The sequence below is a fragment of the Pseudarthrobacter enclensis genome (assembly GCF_001457025.1).
In the GTDB taxonomy this organism is placed as follows: domain Bacteria; phylum Actinomycetota; class Actinomycetes; order Actinomycetales; family Micrococcaceae; genus Arthrobacter; species Arthrobacter enclensis.
Genome location: NZ_KQ758601.1, coordinates 510,662 through 528,663, shown reverse-complemented (window position 1 = coordinate 528,663; position 18,002 = coordinate 510,662). Strand labels below are relative to the sequence as shown.

General features: G+C 67.4%; 14 protein-coding genes and 1 rRNA gene. 11 read left to right on the top strand and 4 right to left on the bottom strand.

The genetic code is table 11. The features are described from left to right. Positions 1–218 precede the first annotated feature (218 nt). The 5 genes from rrf to AS031_RS20165 all read left to right on the top strand — a co-directional run bounded on the left by rrf (position 219) and on the right by AS031_RS20165 (position 6,396). Positions 219–335, top strand: a 5S ribosomal RNA gene (gene rrf / locus AS031_RS10420). Between the two features lie 413 nt (positions 336–748). Then, positions 749–1,036, top strand: coding sequence for an HU family DNA-binding protein (locus tag AS031_RS10415; RefSeq protein ID WP_009358243.1), 288 nt, complete (start codon positions 749–751; stop codon positions 1,034–1,036). A gap of 136 nt (positions 1,037–1,172) precedes the next feature. After that, a complete protein-coding gene (locus tag AS031_RS10410) occupies positions 1,173–3,338 on the top strand; it encodes a bifunctional copper resistance protein CopD/cytochrome c oxidase assembly protein (RefSeq protein ID WP_058268049.1) in 2,166 nt (721 codons plus the stop codon). Then, positions 3,338–5,362, top strand: coding sequence for an NHL domain-containing thioredoxin family protein (locus AS031_RS10405; RefSeq protein WP_058268048.1), 2,025 nt, complete (start codon positions 3,338–3,340; stop codon positions 5,360–5,362). The genes AS031_RS10410 and AS031_RS10405 overlap by 1 nt, the downstream gene beginning before the upstream one ends. Before the next feature lie 734 nt (positions 5,363–6,096). Beyond that, positions 6,097–6,396 (top strand): DUF559 domain-containing protein, encoded by a 300-nt coding sequence (locus AS031_RS20165; protein ID WP_306589698.1) that lies wholly within the window; start codon positions 6,097–6,099, stop codon positions 6,394–6,396. A 121-nt stretch (positions 6,397–6,517) separates the two neighbouring features. Here AS031_RS20165 and AS031_RS10395 read toward each other — a convergent pair whose 3' ends face one another. The 4 genes from AS031_RS10395 to AS031_RS10380 all read right to left on the bottom strand — a co-directional run bounded on the left by AS031_RS10395 (position 6,518) and on the right by AS031_RS10380 (position 11,838). Then, on the bottom strand, positions 6,518–7,510 hold the full coding sequence (locus AS031_RS10395; RefSeq protein WP_176716532.1) for a hypothetical protein: 993 nt from the start codon (positions 7,508–7,510) through the stop codon (positions 6,518–6,520). Between the two features lie 90 nt (positions 7,511–7,600). Further along, a complete protein-coding gene (locus AS031_RS10390; protein ID WP_058268047.1) occupies positions 7,601–9,319 on the bottom strand; it encodes a helicase HerA-like domain-containing protein in 1,719 nt (572 codons plus the stop codon). Positions 9,320–9,328: 9 nt separating this feature from the next. After that, positions 9,329–9,883, bottom strand: a complete 555-nt coding sequence (locus AS031_RS10385; protein WP_058268046.1) for a GNAT family N-acetyltransferase — start codon at positions 9,881–9,883, stop codon at positions 9,329–9,331. Between the two features lie 20 nt (positions 9,884–9,903). Then, the gene (locus AS031_RS10380; protein WP_058268045.1) at positions 9,904–11,838 is read right to left on the bottom strand and encodes an FAD/NAD(P)-binding protein; all 1,935 of its coding nucleotides are present in this window, start codon (positions 11,836–11,838) and stop codon (positions 9,904–9,906) included. A 258-nt stretch (positions 11,839–12,096) separates the two neighbouring features. On the opposite strand from AS031_RS10380, the gene AS031_RS10375 reads away from it, so the two are divergent. Genes AS031_RS10375 through AS031_RS10350 form a run of 6 tightly spaced genes read left to right on the top strand, consistent with a single transcriptional unit; the run spans position 12,097 to position 17,999 of the window. Further along, positions 12,097–13,125: an amino acid ABC transporter permease gene (locus AS031_RS10375; protein ID WP_228379611.1), complete on the top strand. Its 1,029-nt coding sequence runs from the start codon at positions 12,097–12,099 to the stop codon at positions 13,123–13,125. Beyond that, positions 13,125–13,931 (top strand): amino acid ABC transporter ATP-binding protein, encoded by an 807-nt coding sequence (locus AS031_RS10370; RefSeq protein WP_058268044.1) that lies wholly within the window; start codon positions 13,125–13,127, stop codon positions 13,929–13,931. Before AS031_RS10375 ends, AS031_RS10370 begins: the two co-directional genes overlap by 1 nt. A 10-nt stretch (positions 13,932–13,941) precedes the next feature. Next, positions 13,942–15,000 (top strand): ABC transporter substrate-binding protein, encoded by a 1,059-nt coding sequence (locus tag AS031_RS10365; RefSeq protein ID WP_058268043.1) that lies wholly within the window; start codon positions 13,942–13,944, stop codon positions 14,998–15,000. Then, entirely contained in the window at positions 14,997–16,133 is a 1,137-nt protein-coding gene (locus AS031_RS10360) for an LLM class flavin-dependent oxidoreductase (protein WP_058268042.1), read from the top strand. Before AS031_RS10365 ends, AS031_RS10360 begins: the two co-directional genes overlap by 4 nt. After that, a complete protein-coding gene (locus AS031_RS10355; RefSeq protein ID WP_058268041.1) occupies positions 16,123–16,950 on the top strand; it encodes a DUF1684 domain-containing protein in 828 nt (275 codons plus the stop codon). Before AS031_RS10360 ends, AS031_RS10355 begins: the two co-directional genes overlap by 11 nt. Then, entirely contained in the window at positions 16,947–17,999 is a 1,053-nt protein-coding gene (locus AS031_RS10350; RefSeq protein WP_058268040.1) for an LLM class flavin-dependent oxidoreductase, read from the top strand. Before AS031_RS10355 ends, AS031_RS10350 begins: the two co-directional genes overlap by 4 nt. Positions 18,000–18,002 lie beyond the last annotated feature (3 nt).

The window sequence follows — 18,002 nt, the reverse complement described above, 5'->3', positions numbered from 1 at the left end:
GGATGTGGAAGCGAGGACTAACGACTCGTGAAGCTGACCGGTACTAATAGGCCAACAACTTACACCACACAGAAAAACATTCTGCTCGCGTCCACTATGTGGTTCCCAACCAACAACCCGTCACCGGGCCAGGTCGGAACCAACCATAACTACATACAACACCACATGTTGTAACCACAGTTTTCCCCAACCCCCCCACGGGGTTCGGGTGCAAGGGTTACGGCGGTCATAGCGTGGGGGAAACGCCCGGTCCCATTCCGAACCCGGAAGCTAAGACCCACAGCGCCGATGGTACTGCACCCGGGAGGGTGTGGGAGAGTAGGACACCGCCGGACATAACATCACGCAGGGCCCTGACAAAGAAACGTCAGGGCCCTGCGCATTTAAACCACCAAACCAAAACCCAAACCCCTGGTTGCCCTATCAGATCAGGCACCTAACACCCTCTGTTAGGTGCCTGATCTGATAGCGCAACGGGGGGGGGGTGATCAAGGCGTGAGGCGGGCCGAGGCTGGAAGGTGCCTGCCGGCGTCGGACGCAGCAAAAGACGACGCACCAACGACAAAGACACCGCGCTGCGGAATCCAGCAGGACCAAAACCCCCTAAATTCCGGTGATTAACCTCAAAAAGTGGCGGAAACACGCGGAATTTGCGGTCCCGGCCGGTCCTAACTGGTAAGTTTTCGAACAGTGGCCTGCGCGCATGCCGTGTGCAGGCTCCAGACTCAAACCGTCCAGGAGGACATCAATGGCTAAGAACCGTAGTGAACTTGTTGCAGAGGTAGCGGGCAAGGCCGGCACCAGCCAGGCAGCCGTCAACTCCGTCCTCGACGCACTGTTCGAGGTTTTCGAGACTTCTGTCGCCGCGGGCGAGAAGATCACCATCCCGGGCTGGCTCGCCGTTGAGCGTACCGACCGCGCTGCCCGCACCGGCCGCAACCCGCAGACCGGCGAGACCATCCAGATTGCAGCAGGCCACAGCGTCAAGCTGACCGCCGGCTCCAAACTGAAGGCTGCTGTCTCCAACAAGAAGTAGTCTTTCCGTCCCCGGCAAACTGCCGGTGCGGATCAAGGGAGCGGGGCCCCTCCGGGGGCACCGTTCCCTTTGCTTTACCCCTGTGCCCGCGGCCACCAGCCGATTCGCTGCACGGGCCGGGGTGGCGGACAATGGAATGGTGTCTTCTGCCGCAAAACCCCGTCCCACCACGCCCCAGCCAGCGCCCGGCAAGGGCGCACAGGGCGCGGGCGGTGCCATCCCCGGCATAACCACCGGCTGGCAGCTCGCCGGACTGGCTGTGGTCTTCCTGGCCCTCGTTGCGGCGCTGATCTTTTCGGGTGCGGCTGCTGCACGTGGAGTGTCCGATCCGGGAGCGCTGGTGCGCTGGGGGCTGCCGGCCAGCAAGGCGCTGCATAACGTCGCCGTTGCCACGGTGATCGGCGGCCTGATCTTCGCCGTCGGCATCCTGCCCAAAGACCTGCGACGGCGTACCAGGGACAAGGACTCCGGTCCGGCTGACGGGGACGGCCCGGAGCACCCTGCGTTCACCCGTGCACTGGCCGTGGCTGCCGCCGCCGGCGCCGTCTGGACGCTGTCCGCCATTGCCGTGCTGGTGCTGACCTACGCCGACGTCGCGGGGCAGCCGCTCTCCGGTGACGCCGAGTTCACCCAGGCGCTGGTCTACTTCATGACCGATATCGAAACGGGCCGGGCCTGGCTCGCCGTCACCATTATCGCGGCGGTGGTGACCACCGCCCTGTTCGGGGTTCGCTCCCTCGGCGGCCTGGCTCTGACTTTGATCCTGGCGCTGATCGGCCTGGTGCCCACGGCCCTGATCGGCCACTCCTCCAGTTCCGCGGACCACGAAGGCGCCATCAACTCGCTGGGCCTGCACCTGGTGGGTGTCACCAGCTGGGTGGGCGGCATCATCCTGCTGGCACTGCTGTCCGGGATCCTGACCGGACCCAAGGCCGGCACCACGACCGACATCACCGAGAGCATCCTTCGCCGGTTCTCCACCCTCGCCGGATTCGCGTTCGTGCTGGTCTTCGCGTCCGGCGTCATCAATGCCGGGATCCGGGTCACCAGCTGGGCGGATCTTTTCGGTTCCGCCTACGGCCAGCTGATCCTCGCCAAGGCCGCCGCCACGCTGGTCCTGGGCGGCATCGGGTTCATGCACCGCCAGTGGGTCATTCCCCAGCTGGGCCGCAAGGGCTCAACCATGTCATCGCGCCGCGTGCTGTGGCAGCTGGTCCTCGCCGAGTTCCTGTTGATGGGCGCTACCTCCGGGATCGCCGTCGCGCTGGGCCGGTCCGCGCCGCCGCAGCCCACCACCTTTGCGCCGGATGCCTCGCCGGCGTTCATCCTGACCGGCTACGAGCTTCCGCCGGAACTGACCCCCGCCCGGTGGTTCACCGAATGGCGGCTGGACTGGCTGTGGATCGCCGTGGCCCTGTTCGGGCTGGTGGCCTACTTCCTGGGCGTGGCCAAGGTCCGGGGCCGCGGCGACAAGTGGCAGTGGTTCCGCTCGCTCAACTGGGTCGTGGGAATGGTGGTGCTCACCTACATCACGTCCGGGCCGCCGTCGGTCTACGGCCGTATCCTTTTCTCCGCGCACATGGTGGACCACATGGCGCTGACCATGGTGGCCCCGATCTTCCTGGTGCTTGGCGCCCCCGTGACGCTGGCCCTGCGCGCCCTGCCGGCCCGAGGTGACGGTTCGCGCGGAGCCCGCGAGTGGATCCTGGTGTTCGTGCACTCGAAGTTATCGCAAGTGGTCACGCATCCGCTGTTCGCCGCGGCCAACTTCGCGGGCTCCATTGTGGTGTTCTACTTCTCCAACCTCTTCGGCTACGCCATGCGCGAGCACGTCGGCCACGAGCTGATGATTGTGCACTTCCTGCTCACCGGCTACATCTTCGTCCTGGGCATGATCGGCATCGACCCGCTGCCCAAGCGCGCGCCGTATCCCATGCGGTTGCTGCTGCTCCTGGCCACGATGGGCTTCCACGCGTTCTTCGGCGTCTCCATCATGGGCGGCACAGGGCTGCTGGCCGCCGACTACTTCGGCAACCTTGGCCGCGCCTGGGGGCCGTCAGCGCTGGCGGACCAGCAGATGGGCGGCGCCGTTGCCTGGGGCATCGGTGAGGTGCCCACGCTCCTCGTGGCCATCGGCGTCGCGATCATGTGGTCCAAGTCGAGCCAGCGGGAAGCCAAGCGCATCGACCGGGCCGCCGACAGGAATAACGACGCCGATCTCACCGCTTACAACGATATGTTTGCCAAATTGGCCGAACGCGACGCCAGGCTGGCTGAACGCAACAAGCTGGAAGGACGCTGATGAGCGAAACCGTACGCACCCATGCCCGGGTCCGGGCCTCCGAACTGGTGGGCCGCAACTGGCTGAATACCGGCGGGAAGTCACTCGACCTTGAATCCCTGCGCGGCAAGATCGTGCTGCTGGATTTCTGGACCTTCTGCTGCATCAACTGCCTGCACGTCCTGGACGAGCTGCGCCCCCTGGAGGAGCAGTACTCCGACGTCCTGGTCACGGTGGGCGTGCACTCGCCCAAGTTCGAGCACGAAGCCGATCCCGTGGCCCTCGCCGCGGCCGTTGAGCGCTACGAGATCCACCACCCCGTGCTGGACGATCCCGAGCTGGACACCTGGAAGGCGTACACCGCCCGCGCCTGGCCCACGCTCGTGGTCATCGACCCCGAGGGCTACATCGTGGCTCACCTTTCCGGGGAAGGCCACGCGGACGGCCTGTCCGTGCTGATTCCCGAGCTGATCGCCGAGCATGAAGCCAAGGGCACGCTCCACCGCGGTTCCGGCCCGTACGTGGCCCCCGAAGCGACCTCCGGCACCCTGCGCTTCCCCGGCAAGGCACTCTTCCTTCCGGCAGGGCGCGGGTCCACCGCCATCGAAGCAGCGTCCGACGGCGGCGCGCCGGCGGGTGCCGCCGCGAACGGCTCCGACGGCAAGGGTTCCTGGCTGGTCACCGATACCGGCCACCACCGCCTTGTGGAGCTGGGCACCGACTTTGAGACGGTCCTGGCCACCTATGGATCGGGCACCAAGGGCTACGCCGACGGCCCGTCCGCCGGTGACGACGCCACCGCCCAGTTCAACGAGCCCCAGGGCCTGGTGCTCCTGCCGGAAGACGTGGCAGCCAAGGCGGGCTACGACGTCGTTATTGCCGACTCCGTCAACCACCGCCTCCGTGGCCTGTCCCTCACCGACGGCAAGGCACTCACGCTGGCTGGCAACGGTGTCCAGCGGCTGCTGGAAACCGGCCCCGCCCGCGTGGACGAGGACGGCGCCGGGTTCAGCGGTTCCCTGGGCAACAACCCGCTGGAGGTGTCGCTCAGCTCTCCGTGGGACGTGGTGTGGTCCAGCAAACTGAACGCCGTGGTGGTTGCGATGGCCGGCACGCACCAGATCTTCAGCTTCGATCCGCTGACCGGTGCCGTGGCCATTGTGGCAGGCAACGGGCTGGAGGGACTGCTGGACGGCCCCGCCCATGAATCCTGGTTCGCCCAATCCTCAGGCCTGGCCGAGGATGCGGACGGAAACATCTGGGTTGCCGACTCCGAGACGTCGGCGCTGCGCAAACTTGTCATTGACGACGCCGGCACCGTCACCGTGGAGACCGCCGTCGGCAAGGGCCTGTTCGATTTCGGCTTCCGTGACGGGCCTGCCGCCGAGGCGCGGCTGCAGCATCCGCTGGGCGTGACCATCCTCCCGGACGGTTCCGTGGCGGTCGCGGACACCTACAACGGCGCCGTCCGCCGCTACGATCCCGCCAACGGCACCGTGTCCACGCTGGCGCGCGGCCTGGCCGAACCGTCCGACGTGATTGTTGACCACACGGGCTCGGCCGGCGACGAACCGCTGCTGGTGGTGGTGGAGGCGAACAAGCACCAGCTGGTGTACGTGCCCATCCCCAAGGAAGCGCAGCAGGTGGATGAGGGAGCGTCGCAGACACAGCGCCCCAAGAGCCCCGTGGCGGCCGGACCGCTGGAGTTGACGGTCCGCTTCACCGCACCCACCGGCCAGAAGCTTGATGACCGCTGGGGCGATCCCACGCAGCTGAAGGTCTCCTCCACGCCGCCCGAGCTGATTGTGTCCGGCGGCGGGACTTCGGTGGGGCTGCTGCGGACTGTCGAGCTGTCCCCGGACGTGCCTGAAGGCGTCCTGCACATCACCGCCCGGGCCGCCGCCTGTGACGGGCCGGAAACCGAGGACGGCGAAATCCCGGACCACGCCGCCTGCCACCTGTACCAGCAGGACTGGGGCATCCCGGTGGTGCTGCAGGCCGATGGCGACAGCGAACTGGTCCTGGACCTCCGCGGGATGGACTGACCGCTCCCGTCCCCTCAAGGCTGCTGTCCGCGATCCCGTGTCACGGACAGCAGCCTTTCGGGTCCTAAGCCGGGCGGAATGCCTTGATTTCCGGGGATTAGGGTGGCGGTTGGAACTCAAAACCTGCCTGCAGTGACGCCGCCCCTTCCCGTGTTTGTCCACATATGGCCTTTCACGGCGGTCAGCATGTCGCGGACCTTGCCAGCATGGTTATGTGGATGTCACACGTGCCCTGGAACTTTGCGGGGGCGCAGCGCGCCGTCCTGCCCTCGCCCGGCTGGGAGTAGATGACGCAGCTCTCCGCCGTGCAGCCAGGGGCGGAATCCTTCAGTCGGACCGCGGTCTCTACGTGCTTCCGACGGCGCCTCCGGAGCTGGTTGCCGTCGTACGCAACCGGGAGCTGCTGACCTGTTCCAGCGCAGCCGATGAGTACAGGCTTTGGCGGCTGCCTTCCGCTGGAGCACTCCGCCACGTCCACCACCGGCGCGCCGATGCTGTCGGCCACCAGGGCCTGCATCATGCCGGGCTGCTCCTGCCGCCCTCGCCGTGCCGCCCGGTGGCGGCGTTGGGCGACGTGCTGATTCACGCATTGCGGTGCCTGCCATTACCGGAATCGCTGGTGATGGTTGAGTGTGCTGTTTCCCGGGGTGACATGACGATCGACTTCCTGCGTCAGAGGCTGCCGGGAAACCGGAACGGGAAGGCACGGGCAGTACTGGAGTGGGTGGACGCAGGTGCGGACTCCTTGCTGGAGACTTTGGCCAGGACCTACTTTCGGCAGGCAGGGATTTCGGTTCAGCCCCAGGTGTACTTGGGTGGGGTGGGCTACGTTGATCTGCTGTTGGAGGGCTGGCTGGGTTGAGCTCGATGGCAGGCACCACGCCGAGTGGAAGCAGGTCCAGAAAGACCACCGGCGCAACAATGAGTCGGTGCTCCAGGGCTATACAGCGCTCAGGTACTACTACTCGGACGTCGTGTACCACCCGGCTGCCATGGTGTCCCAGGTCTTGCAGGTGCTGAGTCGCAGGCGGTGAAGAATCCTGCTGTCACGCAGGGCAGGTTATCGGCGGCTCTGGCCAGCCGGTAACCCTGAAATCCGGGACTTGGCCAGCGGAGGCGGGCTCGAAGTGTGCCGAGCGTGACGGCAGCGCAGCCCTAGAAGCTCAGCTGCGGGGTGACCTTGACAGTATCGCCGGAGACGTCCAGGCGGGTGGTGAAGCTGAAGTCCACCTCTTCATCGAGCGGATACCAGGCGCCGGTGAAGGAGTTCTGCTGCAGAGCCTGGACCTTGGCTTTGCCGTCCAGCGGGGAGACGACCCAGCGCCCGTCGAACGGCTCGATGGAGACGTTGGGGTACTCGGTCACGGACCACTTGATGCTGCCGTCCTGGACTCTGTTGTTGCTGGCGAAGTAGAACGGGCAGTCCGGCTGCAGCCGCTGTTCCTTCTGGGCTTCGGCAGCGCAGCCGTCCAGGAACTCCTTGACCTTCGCGGACACGTCTTCCTTGAGCTTTCCGGTGGCCTGGGTCAGCAGGTTCAGCGGCGCCACCGGGGTGTCGCGTGCGGTGACGGTGGCCCGGCTGGCCGGGGCTGAGAAGTACTGGCCGTTCAGGGAGGCCTCGTACTGGCCGGGGTAGAACACGGCGAAGGAGTTCCGGCCGTTGGGCATGTTCACGGGGACGCCGTTGATGTTCGCCTCGCTGCCGTTGACCACCGTGATGTCGACGGTGGGCAGCCGGGATGGGACAAAAGCCCACGTGTTGAAGAAGATCCATTCCGTGCCGGTCTTCTCGAGCAGGAATTCCGTGTTCAGCCTGCTGCCGTCGATGGTGTATTCCAGGGGCACGGCCACGCGGTCCCCGGGGCGCCCTTCCGGCTCACCGATCTGGATGTTGGTCAGCCGCGACGCGGACGTCTGCAGCGCCGTGCCGTCCAGCATGGCGGCGTTGCTGGGCGGAACGGTGGCCCGCAGCAGGCCCAACGCCTTGCCGCCATCGCCCGCCTGCAGCGCGTCAATATATTCGCGCACCGGCTGCTGGGGGCTGGCCACCGTGCTGTTCACCAGGTTCACGGCAACGACGGCCCCGGCGACGGCAAGCATGAGGCCCAGCAGCCACCCGGCCGCTATCCTCACCAACGCTTGACTCATCTGCACGTTTCTTACAGTAACGTCCGGAGGTTGGCGCACTAAAGTTGGTGTCTCCCCTAATTCCCCCGCAGCAGGGTCTGTGAAGGAGCCTCAGCGGCGGCGGCGCCGGGACGACGTGCCGAACATTCCCCGCAGCAGTTCACGCCCGAGCTGCGTCCCGACGGACCGCGCCATGCTCTTCAGCCCGCCGCCCAACGCGCCGCCGAGCACGTTGCCAAGGTCACCCATGATGCCGCCGCCAGGCTGCGGTTGCGGCGCGCGGGGAGCCGGGGGAGCGTCGATACGGTCCGGGGCAGTGCTCCGGCCGGAGCCCGCGGGCCTGCTGCTGGGGCGACCCAGGATTTCCTCCTCGATCCGGCGCGCTTCGGCGTCCACGTCGCGCTCGCCGGAGCCGGACCCGGAACCGGAACCGCCGGACGGTGCCTCACCGGATACCGCGGGGCCCGTCGGTGCGGCCGCCTTGCCGGTGAGCTTCTCATAGGCGGAAGGGTTGTCCACGGCGGTCCCGTACTTGCCCAGCAGGGCCGAACCGGCCACGGTGCTCCGGACCAGGGCCTCGTCGCTGGGCCCCATGACCGACTCCGGTGCCCGGAGCCGGGTCAGTGCCACCGGGGTGGGGGCGCCCTTGTCATTCATGACGGTGATGACGGCTTCGCCGATGCCCGCAGAGGTCAGGGTCTCTTCGAGGTCGTAATCGCTGACTGGGAACGTGGACACGGTGGCTTTCAGCGCTTTGGCGTCCTCCGGGGTGAAGGCCCGCAGGGCATGCTGCACGCGGTTGGCCAGCTGGCCCAGGACATCGGCGGGAACATCCTTGGGGGTCTGGGTGACGAAGAAGATACCAACGCCCTTGGAGCGGATCAGCCGGACGGTGGACGTGATGGCGTCCAGGAACGCCTTGGAGGCGCCGTTGAACAGCAGGTGTGCCTCGTCCAGGAAGAACACCAGCTTGGGCTTGTCCAGGTCGCCGGCCTCGGGAAGGTCCTCGAACAGGTCGGCCAGCAGCCACATGAGGAACGTGGAGAACAGCATGGGTTTGCTTTGCAGCGTGGGAAGCTCCAGGCAGGTGACCACGCCGCGGCCGTCCGGGGCTGTGCGCAGCAGTTCGGCGGTATCGAACTCCGGTTCGCCGAAGAACTTCTCCAGCCCCTGGGCTTCCAGCGTCACCAGCTCGCGCAGGATCACCCCGGCGGTGGCCTTGGAAAGGCCGCCGAGCTGCTCGAGCTCGTCCTTGCCTTCGTCTGAGGTGAGGAACTGGATGACCGCCCGGAGGTCCTTGAGGTCGATCAGTTCCAGGCCGTTTTTGTCCGCAAAGTAGAACACCAGCTGCAGGCTGGACTCCTGGGTGTCGTTGAGCTCCATAATGCGGGAGAGCAGGATGGGCCCGAACGAGGTGACGGTGGCCCGGACGGGAACGCCGTTGCCGTCGCCGCCGAGTGCCAGGAATTCCACCGGGAAGGTCTTCCCCTGCCAGTCTTGGCCGATGCTCTGGGTGCGTGCGGTAAGTTTTTCACTGCCGACGGCGGCCGTCGCCAGGCCGGAGAGGTCGCCTTTGATGTCGGCGAGGAAGACGGGGACGCCGGCCGTGGAGAGCTGCTCGGCCATCATGTGCAGGGTGACCGTCTTGCCGGTGCCGGTGGCTCCGGCCACCAGCCCGTGGCGGTTCATCATGGCCAGCGGCAGCCGCACCGGGGCGTCCTTGTGGAGTTCGCCGTCGATCAGGGCCGCTCCCAGCTCGATGGTGGCGCCTTCCAGCGCGTAACCCTTCTGGATGGTGGCCAGCTTCTCTGCCGTGGTTTTGTTCGCCATGGCGCAAGCTTAGCCGTGGTGTGTCCGCCTGCCGAGGGTTCCGTCCAGTTCCTTGGTGAATGCCAGCGCGCCGATGGTCTCGGGGTCGGCGTCGACGTCGAACTGCGGCAGGTAGCCGGTGCGCAGGTACAGGTGTTTGGCTTCCGGCTGCCGGGGACCGGTGGTGAGGTAGAGGCTCGAATAGCCGCGGTCCACGGCCAGAGCCTCCAGTTCGGCAAGCACCAGGCGGGCCAGGCCGCGACGGCGGTGGGCTGAGTGCGTCCAGATCCGCTTCAGTTCCGCCGTGGTGGCGTCATACCGGCGGAACGCCCCGCCGGCAATGGATTCCCCGCGTTCCTGGATGATCAGCAGCGCACCGGACGGCCCCTCGAATTCGGCGGCCGGATACCGGTTAAGTTCCTCGGCGGCGGCACCGCTGCCGAACAGGTCCCCGTAGCGGGTGTCATATTCGACGGCGAGCTCATCCAGGAGCGGGCGGACCCGGGGATCGTGCATGGGAAGGATGAGGACCTCCAGCGCGGCGGGGTCCAGGGGGTGTGGCCGGACGTCAGGTTCTGCTGTCACTGGTCTTTCCTTATCACTGTCTAATTCTTGCCGACGGCGGCGGGTTCAGGGGAGTGCGTGTCTAATGCTGCGAGGCCGGCGGCGGCGCCGAGGATGGTGCGGGCCAGGGCGTCGTTCTCCCGGAAGGGGGCGGCGTTCGTGTTGGGCCGGGCGAAGGCGCCCGCACCCCAACCGGAGGTGCCGGGACCCACCCCGAAGACCGCCTCCTCCGGCTTCCCGTCAGACCGCACCAACCGGTGCTGGGGCGTCACCAGCAGCTTGCCGGTGGAGTGGATGCCGTCAGCGGTGAGCAGCTGCTGCTCGGTGCCCAGCCCGGTGCCGTGCAGCGAAGCCAGGACCGGGTTGAGGGAACGAGCCACCGAGGTTGCCGGCAGGCGGGCCTCGATCAACGCCTTCGCGGCGACGATGGTGCCGGACTGCGGGGATGAGGCAACAAAGGTTCCCGTTGCCTCGTCGGTGCCCACCTCCAGCCCGGGGCCCAGGAACTGCAGCAGCCCTGCGCGGTGGAGGGCCAGCATCTGCCGGAGGCGGTGCGGCGGCGGCCCGGAATCGACGAAGCTGAAGAACCCATGCCACCAGCCGTGGACGGTCTGCTGCGAACGGGCGTTGAGCCGGTCAGCCGGGACCACGCGGCCCACCTCCATATAGACGTGCAGCAGCCCCAGGAACAGCGCCAGCGTCTCCGGGTGGTCCGGGCCGTCCCGCAGCGCCAGGTCGTGCTCGATGTAGCCGGCCACGGCGTCCTGGACGGCCTCGTGGTCCGCGAAGTGCCGCCCCTCGAAGGGCCGGTCCAGCCGTTCAAGGTCCAGGTGCAGCCTGTCATCGGGCACGGCGGCGGCCACCAGCCTTGCGCGCTCGGCGCTGTACCAGTCCAGCCCGGTGTACCGGGCTGCGAACTCGTCCCAGTCCATGGCGGCCCGCTCCGGGCTTCCCGTCTGGATCTCCCGGTAGTAGTAGTACCCTGCCTCCTTGGCAATCAGCGGCCAGAGGTGCTGGTGGAAGTCCAGTTCGCCGTGGCGCTGAAGCAGGGCGTCCACGGCGGCGGGGGTCAAGAACTGCAGCGGTCCGGGTGCCTCGCCGCGCAGGGTGGCGGAGATTTTTGAGTGGTACGGGACACCGCGGCGCGAACCGGCCCACAGCCGGGGCTCCCGTCCGGACGGGAGGTAGCGCAGCCCGCCGTCGGCCGTTTCCTCGAAGCGGCCGCCGCGGCCCTCCATCAGGATGACCAGCAGGTCCACGAAGGCCAGGCCCATGCCGGAGACGATGACGTCCTGCCCGGGGGCGATGGCGGAATAGTCGACGTCGGTGGTGTAGCTGGGTGCGGCGTGGTACCCGCCGTGCCGCTCGGTGAAGTCCGCGTAGCCGGCGGATGCGGCATCGGGCTGTGAGTCCGTGTGGCCCAGGGCCGTCACGAGGATGTCCGCGTGCAGGGTCCGGCCGTTTGCCAGCGAGACGTCGTGCCCGCCGTCGCCTGTGGGGGCTATCCCGACGGCGGCGGTCCGGTGGACTGTAACGCTCCGGTTGAGCGCCCTGGCGGCGCGCCGGAAGAACCACTCCAGGTACTGGCTCTGCAGTTGCCGGGTGGGGAATGTGGTTCCGTTGAGCGCCCGCAGCTGCTCCTGGAGGTGCTGCGGGAAGTCGGGGACGTCGGTGATGGTCCCGGCCAGGACGCCCGTGGCCCAGTCCACCAGTCCCGGCCCGGAAACGGCGGGGCCGTCGCAGTCCACGGATTCGTCGGTGAACATGGTGATGTCCGCGGCCATGGAGTTCAGGAGCAGGCCCGGGTCCTGGTCGTACCGCCAGATGCGGCCGGAACCGGGCACATGCGGCTCCACCACATGGATCTGCAGCGGCCCGGCGAAGATGTCCGGCCGGTTGGCGGCGACCCGCTCCAGGACGCCGGCAGTACGCGGTCCGCCGCCGATGAAGACGATCACTGGGATCTTCGCTGGCATGGCATGCTCCTGGGGCAGTGGGCGGGGAAGTTTGCCCATGCTAGGCAGCGGTGACGACGGCGGTCGAGCGGCCGGTCACGCCCGTTAACTCCGCGTCACAACAGGTCAAACGACGCAAAAAACCGACTCATGACGCCGTGCGAAGCCCGGTGAACTAATGCAACTTCCCGTGTTGCCGCCCCGTTTGGGCCGGTCCTAGATTTGCAGCCAGCAACCGGGGCATATGGCACCGGACTTACGACAGAAGCGAGGTGGCCCATGAGTTCAGCAGCAACTAAGGCGGCGCAGCCAACAACGCCAGCACAGCCGGCTGCAGGTGCCGGGCTGCCTCCCGACGGCGGGGGCCTGCCGCCCGAAGGAACGGGCCGCGCCGCCGCCGACTATTCGTCCTACCGCGTTGTGGCAGCGAAGCATCCGTGGCGCTGGGTGGGAACGGCCGCCGTCGCCCTCGGCGTCCTGGCCGTGGCCTGGTCCCTCGCGACGAACCCCCGCTGGGAGTGGGACGTGGTGGCCCAGTGGTTCACCGCGCAGTCTGTGGTCAACGGCCTGGTGGAAACCCTGAAGCTCACCGCCATCTCCGGCATCCTCGGCTTCGTGCTCGGCTTCATCCTGGCGCTCATGAGGCTGTCCGCCTCACCGCTGCTGGTCTCGGTGTCCTGGACGTTCTCCTGGATCTTCCGGTCCACGCCGCTGCTGGTCCAGCTGCTGCTCTGGTACAACCTGGGCTACCTGTACGAAAAGATCAGCCTGGGGATCCCGTTCACGGACGTGCGGTTCTTCGAGGTGCAGACCACCACGCTGATCAGCCAGTTCGCCGCCGCCGTCCTGGGCCTGACCCTCAACCAGGCCGCCTACTCAGCCGAAATTATCCGCGGCGGCATCCTGTCCGTGGACCAGGGCCAGCTCGAGGCCGCCGCCGCCCTGGGCATCCCGGCCTGGCGCCGCTCCACCCGGATCGTCCTGCCGCAGGCCATGCGCGCCATCCTGCCCACCGCCTTCAATGAAATCATCGGCCTGGTCAAGGGCACCTCGATTGTGTATGTCCTGGCCTACTCGGAGCTGTTCTACACCGTGCAGGTGATCTACAACCGCACGCAGCAGGTCCTGCCGCTGCTGCTGGTGGCCACGCTCTGGTACGTGGTGATCACCTCCGTGCTCAGCGTCTTCCAGTACTACATCGAACGCCACTACTCCAAGGGCGCCGTGCGGAACCTGCCGCTGACGCCCCTGCAGAAGGCCCGCAAGTTCTTCGCCACCCACGCCGTCACCAACCGGAAGAGCCTCTGATGACTGCCACCCTTTCAGCCCCTGCCACCCGCGGGCTCGTCCAAATCACCGGCGTCCGCAAGTCGTTCGGTCCCACCGAGGTCCTCAAAGGCGTCAGCCTGACCGTCGAACCCGGCGGCGTGGCCGTGATCGTGGGCCCCTCCGGCTCCGGTAAGTCAACGCTGCTGCGCACCATCAACCACCTGGAAAAGGTGGACGGCGGCCACATCTCCATCGACGGAAAGCTGGTGGGTTACGAGGTGCGCGGCCAGAAACTCCACGAGCTGCGGGAGAAAGACATCCTCAAGCAGCGCACCGAGATAGGCATGGTGTTCCAAAACTTCAACCTGTTCCCGCACCTGACCGCGCTGGAAAACGTGGCTGAAGCACCCGTCGTCGCGCAGGGACGCTCCAAGGAGGAGGCCCGCCGCCGCGGCCTGGAACTCCTGGACCGCGTGGGCCTCAAGGACCGCGCCGACGCCTACCCCCGCCAGCTCTCCGGCGGGCAGCAGCAGCGCGTGGCGATCGCCCGGGCGCTGGCGCTGGACCCCAAAATCCTCCTGTTCGATGAGCCCACGTCGGCGCTGGACCCGGAACTGGTCAACGAAGTGCTGGACGTCATCCGGGAACTGGCCAAGTCCGGGACCACCCTGATCATCGTCACCCACGAGATGGGCTTCGCCCGCGACGTGGCGGACACCGTGGTGTTCATGGACCAGGGCCAGATCGTGGAGCAGGGCACCCCGCAGCAGATTTTCACCAACCCCCAGGAACCGCGCACCCGGAGCTTCTTTTCCAAGGTGCTCGAACCGGCTTTCAACATCTAAGGAACCACCCATGGCTCTCTCCACCCCGCGCTTCCGCAACCGCCGCTCACTGGCTGCGCTGCCCGCCGTCGTCCTCCTGGGAACAGCTGCCCTGTCCGCCTGCGCGGACCCCGGTGCCTCGGCCTCCGGAGACGCGTCAGGTGCGGCGCAGACGACGGCGGCACGCAACGGCGTCGTCTACAACACCTCCCCGGACCAGCAGCGCATCAGGGCGGAGAAGGATGCGGCGCTCGCCGCCAAGGTCCCCGGGCTGATCGGCAAGGACGGCAAGCTGACGGTGGCCACGACGGCCGGTTCCATCCCGCTGTCCTTCCATGCCACGGACGACAAGACGGCCATCGGCTCCGAGCTGGATATTGCCCAGCTGGTGGCGGACAAGCTTGGACTGGAACTGGACATCCAGGTCACGTCCTGGGAGAACTGGCCGCTGAAGACCCAGTCCGGCGACTTCGAGGTGGTCTTCTCCAACGTGGGCGTCAACAAGGACCGGGTGAAGCTGTTCGACTTCGCCAGCTACCGGGCCGCGTTCATGGGCTTCGAGGCCAAGAAGTCGTCCAGCTACGACATCAAGGGCGCGGACGACATCTCCGGCCTGCGCGTCTCCGTGGGCTCCGGCACCAACCAGGAGAAGATCCTGCTGGCCTGGAACAAGGAGCTGGAGGGGAAGGGCAAGGCGCCGGCCACCCTGCAGTACTACTCGTCGGAGGCGGACACCATCCTGGCTCTCTCCTCCGGCCGGACGGACCTGAACATCGCCCCCTACCCGTCCACCGTGTACCGCGAGAACACCCGCGACGACCTGAAGGTGGTGGGCAAGGTGAATGCCGGCTGGCCGTCCGAAACCCTGGTAGCCGCCACGTCGCTCAAGGGCAACGGGCTGGCCCCGGTGATCACCGAAGCCCTGAACTCGGCCATCGAGGACGGTTCCTACGGCAAGGTGCTGGAACGCTGGGGCCTGTCCGAGGAGGCGCTGCCGGAATCCAAGACCATCACCGAGGAGAACTACGCCGCCACCCAGGCAGCGGCCACCGCGTCACCGGCTCCTTCCGCTGCGGGGAAGTCCTCATGAAGTTCCAGGTCCTGGACATCATCCCGCACCTGAAAAACCCGGTCACCGGGGAGATCGTCTCCACGGCGGACCGCCTGAACCAGGTTGTGGAAACGGCGCGCCGGGCAGAAGCCTTCGGGTTCGACAGCTTCTCCGTGGGGGAGCGGCACGCCGGCGAGTTCATCTCCTCCTCACCCACCACGGTGTTGGCGGCGATTGCCGCCGTGACGGGCCGGATCCGGCTGCATACCGGCGTCACGGTGCTGTCTGTGCTGGACCCGGTAAGGGTTGCCGAGGACTACGCCACCATCGACCAGCTCAGCCGCGGCCGCCTGGAAATCACCATCGGCAAGGGCAACGAGGTGCTTCAGTACCCGCTTTTCGGCCTGGACCTTGCAGACCAATGGGACCTGCTGGCCGAAAAGTACGAGCTGCTGCGCCGGCTGTGGCGGGAGGAAGGCGTCACTTGGTCCGGGCGTTTCCGGTCCGCCCTGACTGAACCGACCACCACCACGCCCCGGCCCTTCGACGGCCCGCCGCGTATTTGGCACGGCTCTGCTACAACGCTGACCTCGGCGGCCCTGGCCGGCAAGTGGGGAGACCCGCTGTTCACCGCCAATGCCATCCAGCCCCGGGAAAACTACGCCGTCCTCATTGAGCACTACCGCGAAGAATACGAGCGCCACGGGCACGACCCCCGGCAGCAGTACGTGGGTTCGGGCTGCGGTGCGGGCGGGGTGTTCATCGCCGATACCACGCAGGAGGCGGTCCGCCAGTTCGGCCCGGTGTACGAGGCGCTGACGGCCAACCGCAATGTGCCCGGCAACAACTCGCCCTTCCGGGACATCCAGCACGCCGCGGCCGAGGGGCCCGCGCTGGTGGGAAGCCCGGAGCAGGTGATCGACAAGATCCTCAGCTACCACGGGCTGTACGGGCACGACCTGCAGTCCATCTCGCTGCCCACCACCCTGCCGTTCGAACAGCAGCTGGAGATCCTCGAGCGCTTCGCCCTGGAGGTCATCCCGGCAGTCCGGGCCGCCGCGCCGACCACCCTGTGGGAGGCCGAAGACCCCTACGGCAACCGCCCCGAATTTCCGCAGTCCACCCGGTCCGCCACCACCCACGTCAGGAGAGACCTCGCCGATGTCCACTGAAACCGCCCTTGAGACCTTTGATGCCGACTGGCAGGAATGGCACACGGCCCACGAGCGCCACCGCGCCCACCCGCACGGCTTCCTCGCCGTAACCCACCTGCACTGGCTGGGCAGCGAGGCCACCCCGCTGGAAGGCGCCCCGGGCACCTGGAGCGTGGAGGCCGACGTCGTCCGTGTTGTCCTGGAGCCGGGCGAAAGCCTGCAGCAGGACGGCAAGGAACTGAACGCGGACGCTGGTGCGGCGCTTGAATTTGGCCCCATCGAAGAACGCGGCGGCATCAACCTGGTCTCCGGCGACACCGTGATCGAGCTGGCCAAGCGCGGCGGCGAGTACATTGTCAGGCCGCGCCACCCGGACAACGAATTGCTGCGCGGGTACCAGGGCACCCCGGCCTACTCGCCGGACGCAGCCTACGCCGTACGCGGAACGTTCGTTCCGTTCGAGGTGCCGCGGCCCACCACTGTTGGGGCCGCCGTCGAAGGCATCCAGCACGTCTACGAGGCGCCGGGCGAGATCCGCTTCAAGCTCGCCGGCCAGGAACTCGCATTGACCGCCTTCAACGGTCATGCTCCGGGTTCACTGTCCGTGCTGTTCACCGACCAGACCTCCGGGAAGACCACGTACGCGGCCAACCGCTCGCTGACGGTGGCGCCGGCGGTCGACGGATCGGTGCTGCTGGACTTCAACCGGGCCGTCAACCTGCCGTGCGCCTACACCGACCTGGCCACCTGCCCGTTGCCGCCGGCCGAAAACCGGCTGCCCGTGGCCATCGAGGCCGGCGAAAAGATTCCCTACGAACGTCAGGACCAGAAGTGAGCACCACTGATAACAACCGCGCAGGGTTCCTGGCCATCGAGCTCGACGGCGCCGGCTGGGACGGCGCGGACATCTCCCGGGCCGTGCTCGCAGCCGAGTCTGCGGGCTTCCACGCCGCGACCTTCACCGACGCGCCGGCGCCGGGCCGGGCCAACGCGTTGCAGCGCGCCGCCTTTGCCGGGCCGGTGACCCGCTCCATCGCACTCGTCCCCGAAGTGGACACCGTCTACACCGAGCCGTTCCACATCTCCACCCAGCTGGCCAGCCTGGACTACGTCTCGGGAGGCCGGGCGGGGTGGATCGCCACCGCCGCGGAGGCACCCGGGGCGGCTGCCGCCGTCGGACGCCCTTCCGTGACCGGTGCCGCGCTGGGGCAGGAGGCTGCCGCGTCCATCGAGGTGTCCCGGCGCCTGTGGGATTCGTGGGAAGACGACGCCGTAATCCGGGACGTCGCCACCGGCCGGTACATCGACGTGGACAAGCTCCACTACGCCGATTTTGAGACGCCGGCCGATTTTGCGGGCTCCGGGTACTCCGTGAAGGGGCCCTCCATCATTCCGCGTCCGCTGCAAGGACAGCTCCCCGTACTGGTTCCTGCTTCGCTGCTGGGCGAGGTGCCGGCCGACGCCGTGGACGCTGTGCTGGTGTCCGCGCCAACCCCCGAACTGTTGGCGGCGGAGGTCCTCGACGTGCGCTCCCGCGTGGGTGCGTCCGTGGCGGTGATCGCCGAGCTCGACGTCGTCCTCGATTCGCGCGGGCAGGCTGCGGCCTCGCGGGAAACAGCGTTCGACGGCGGACGGGCCTTCGCGGGCACCGCAGCAGCCCTGACGGACTTCCTTGAGTCGTTGCTGGCGGCCGCGGACGGTGTGCGCCTCCACCCGGCGTCGCTCGCCCTGGACCTCGACGAACTGGGCCGGCTGGTCCTGCCCGAGCTGCGCCGCCGCGGAGCGCTCCGCCCCGTGCTGCAGGACGGAACCTTCCGCGACCTGCTGGGCCTGGAACGCCCCGCCAGCCGCTACGCATCTGCCGCCGCCGGCACCGGAAAGTAAGGA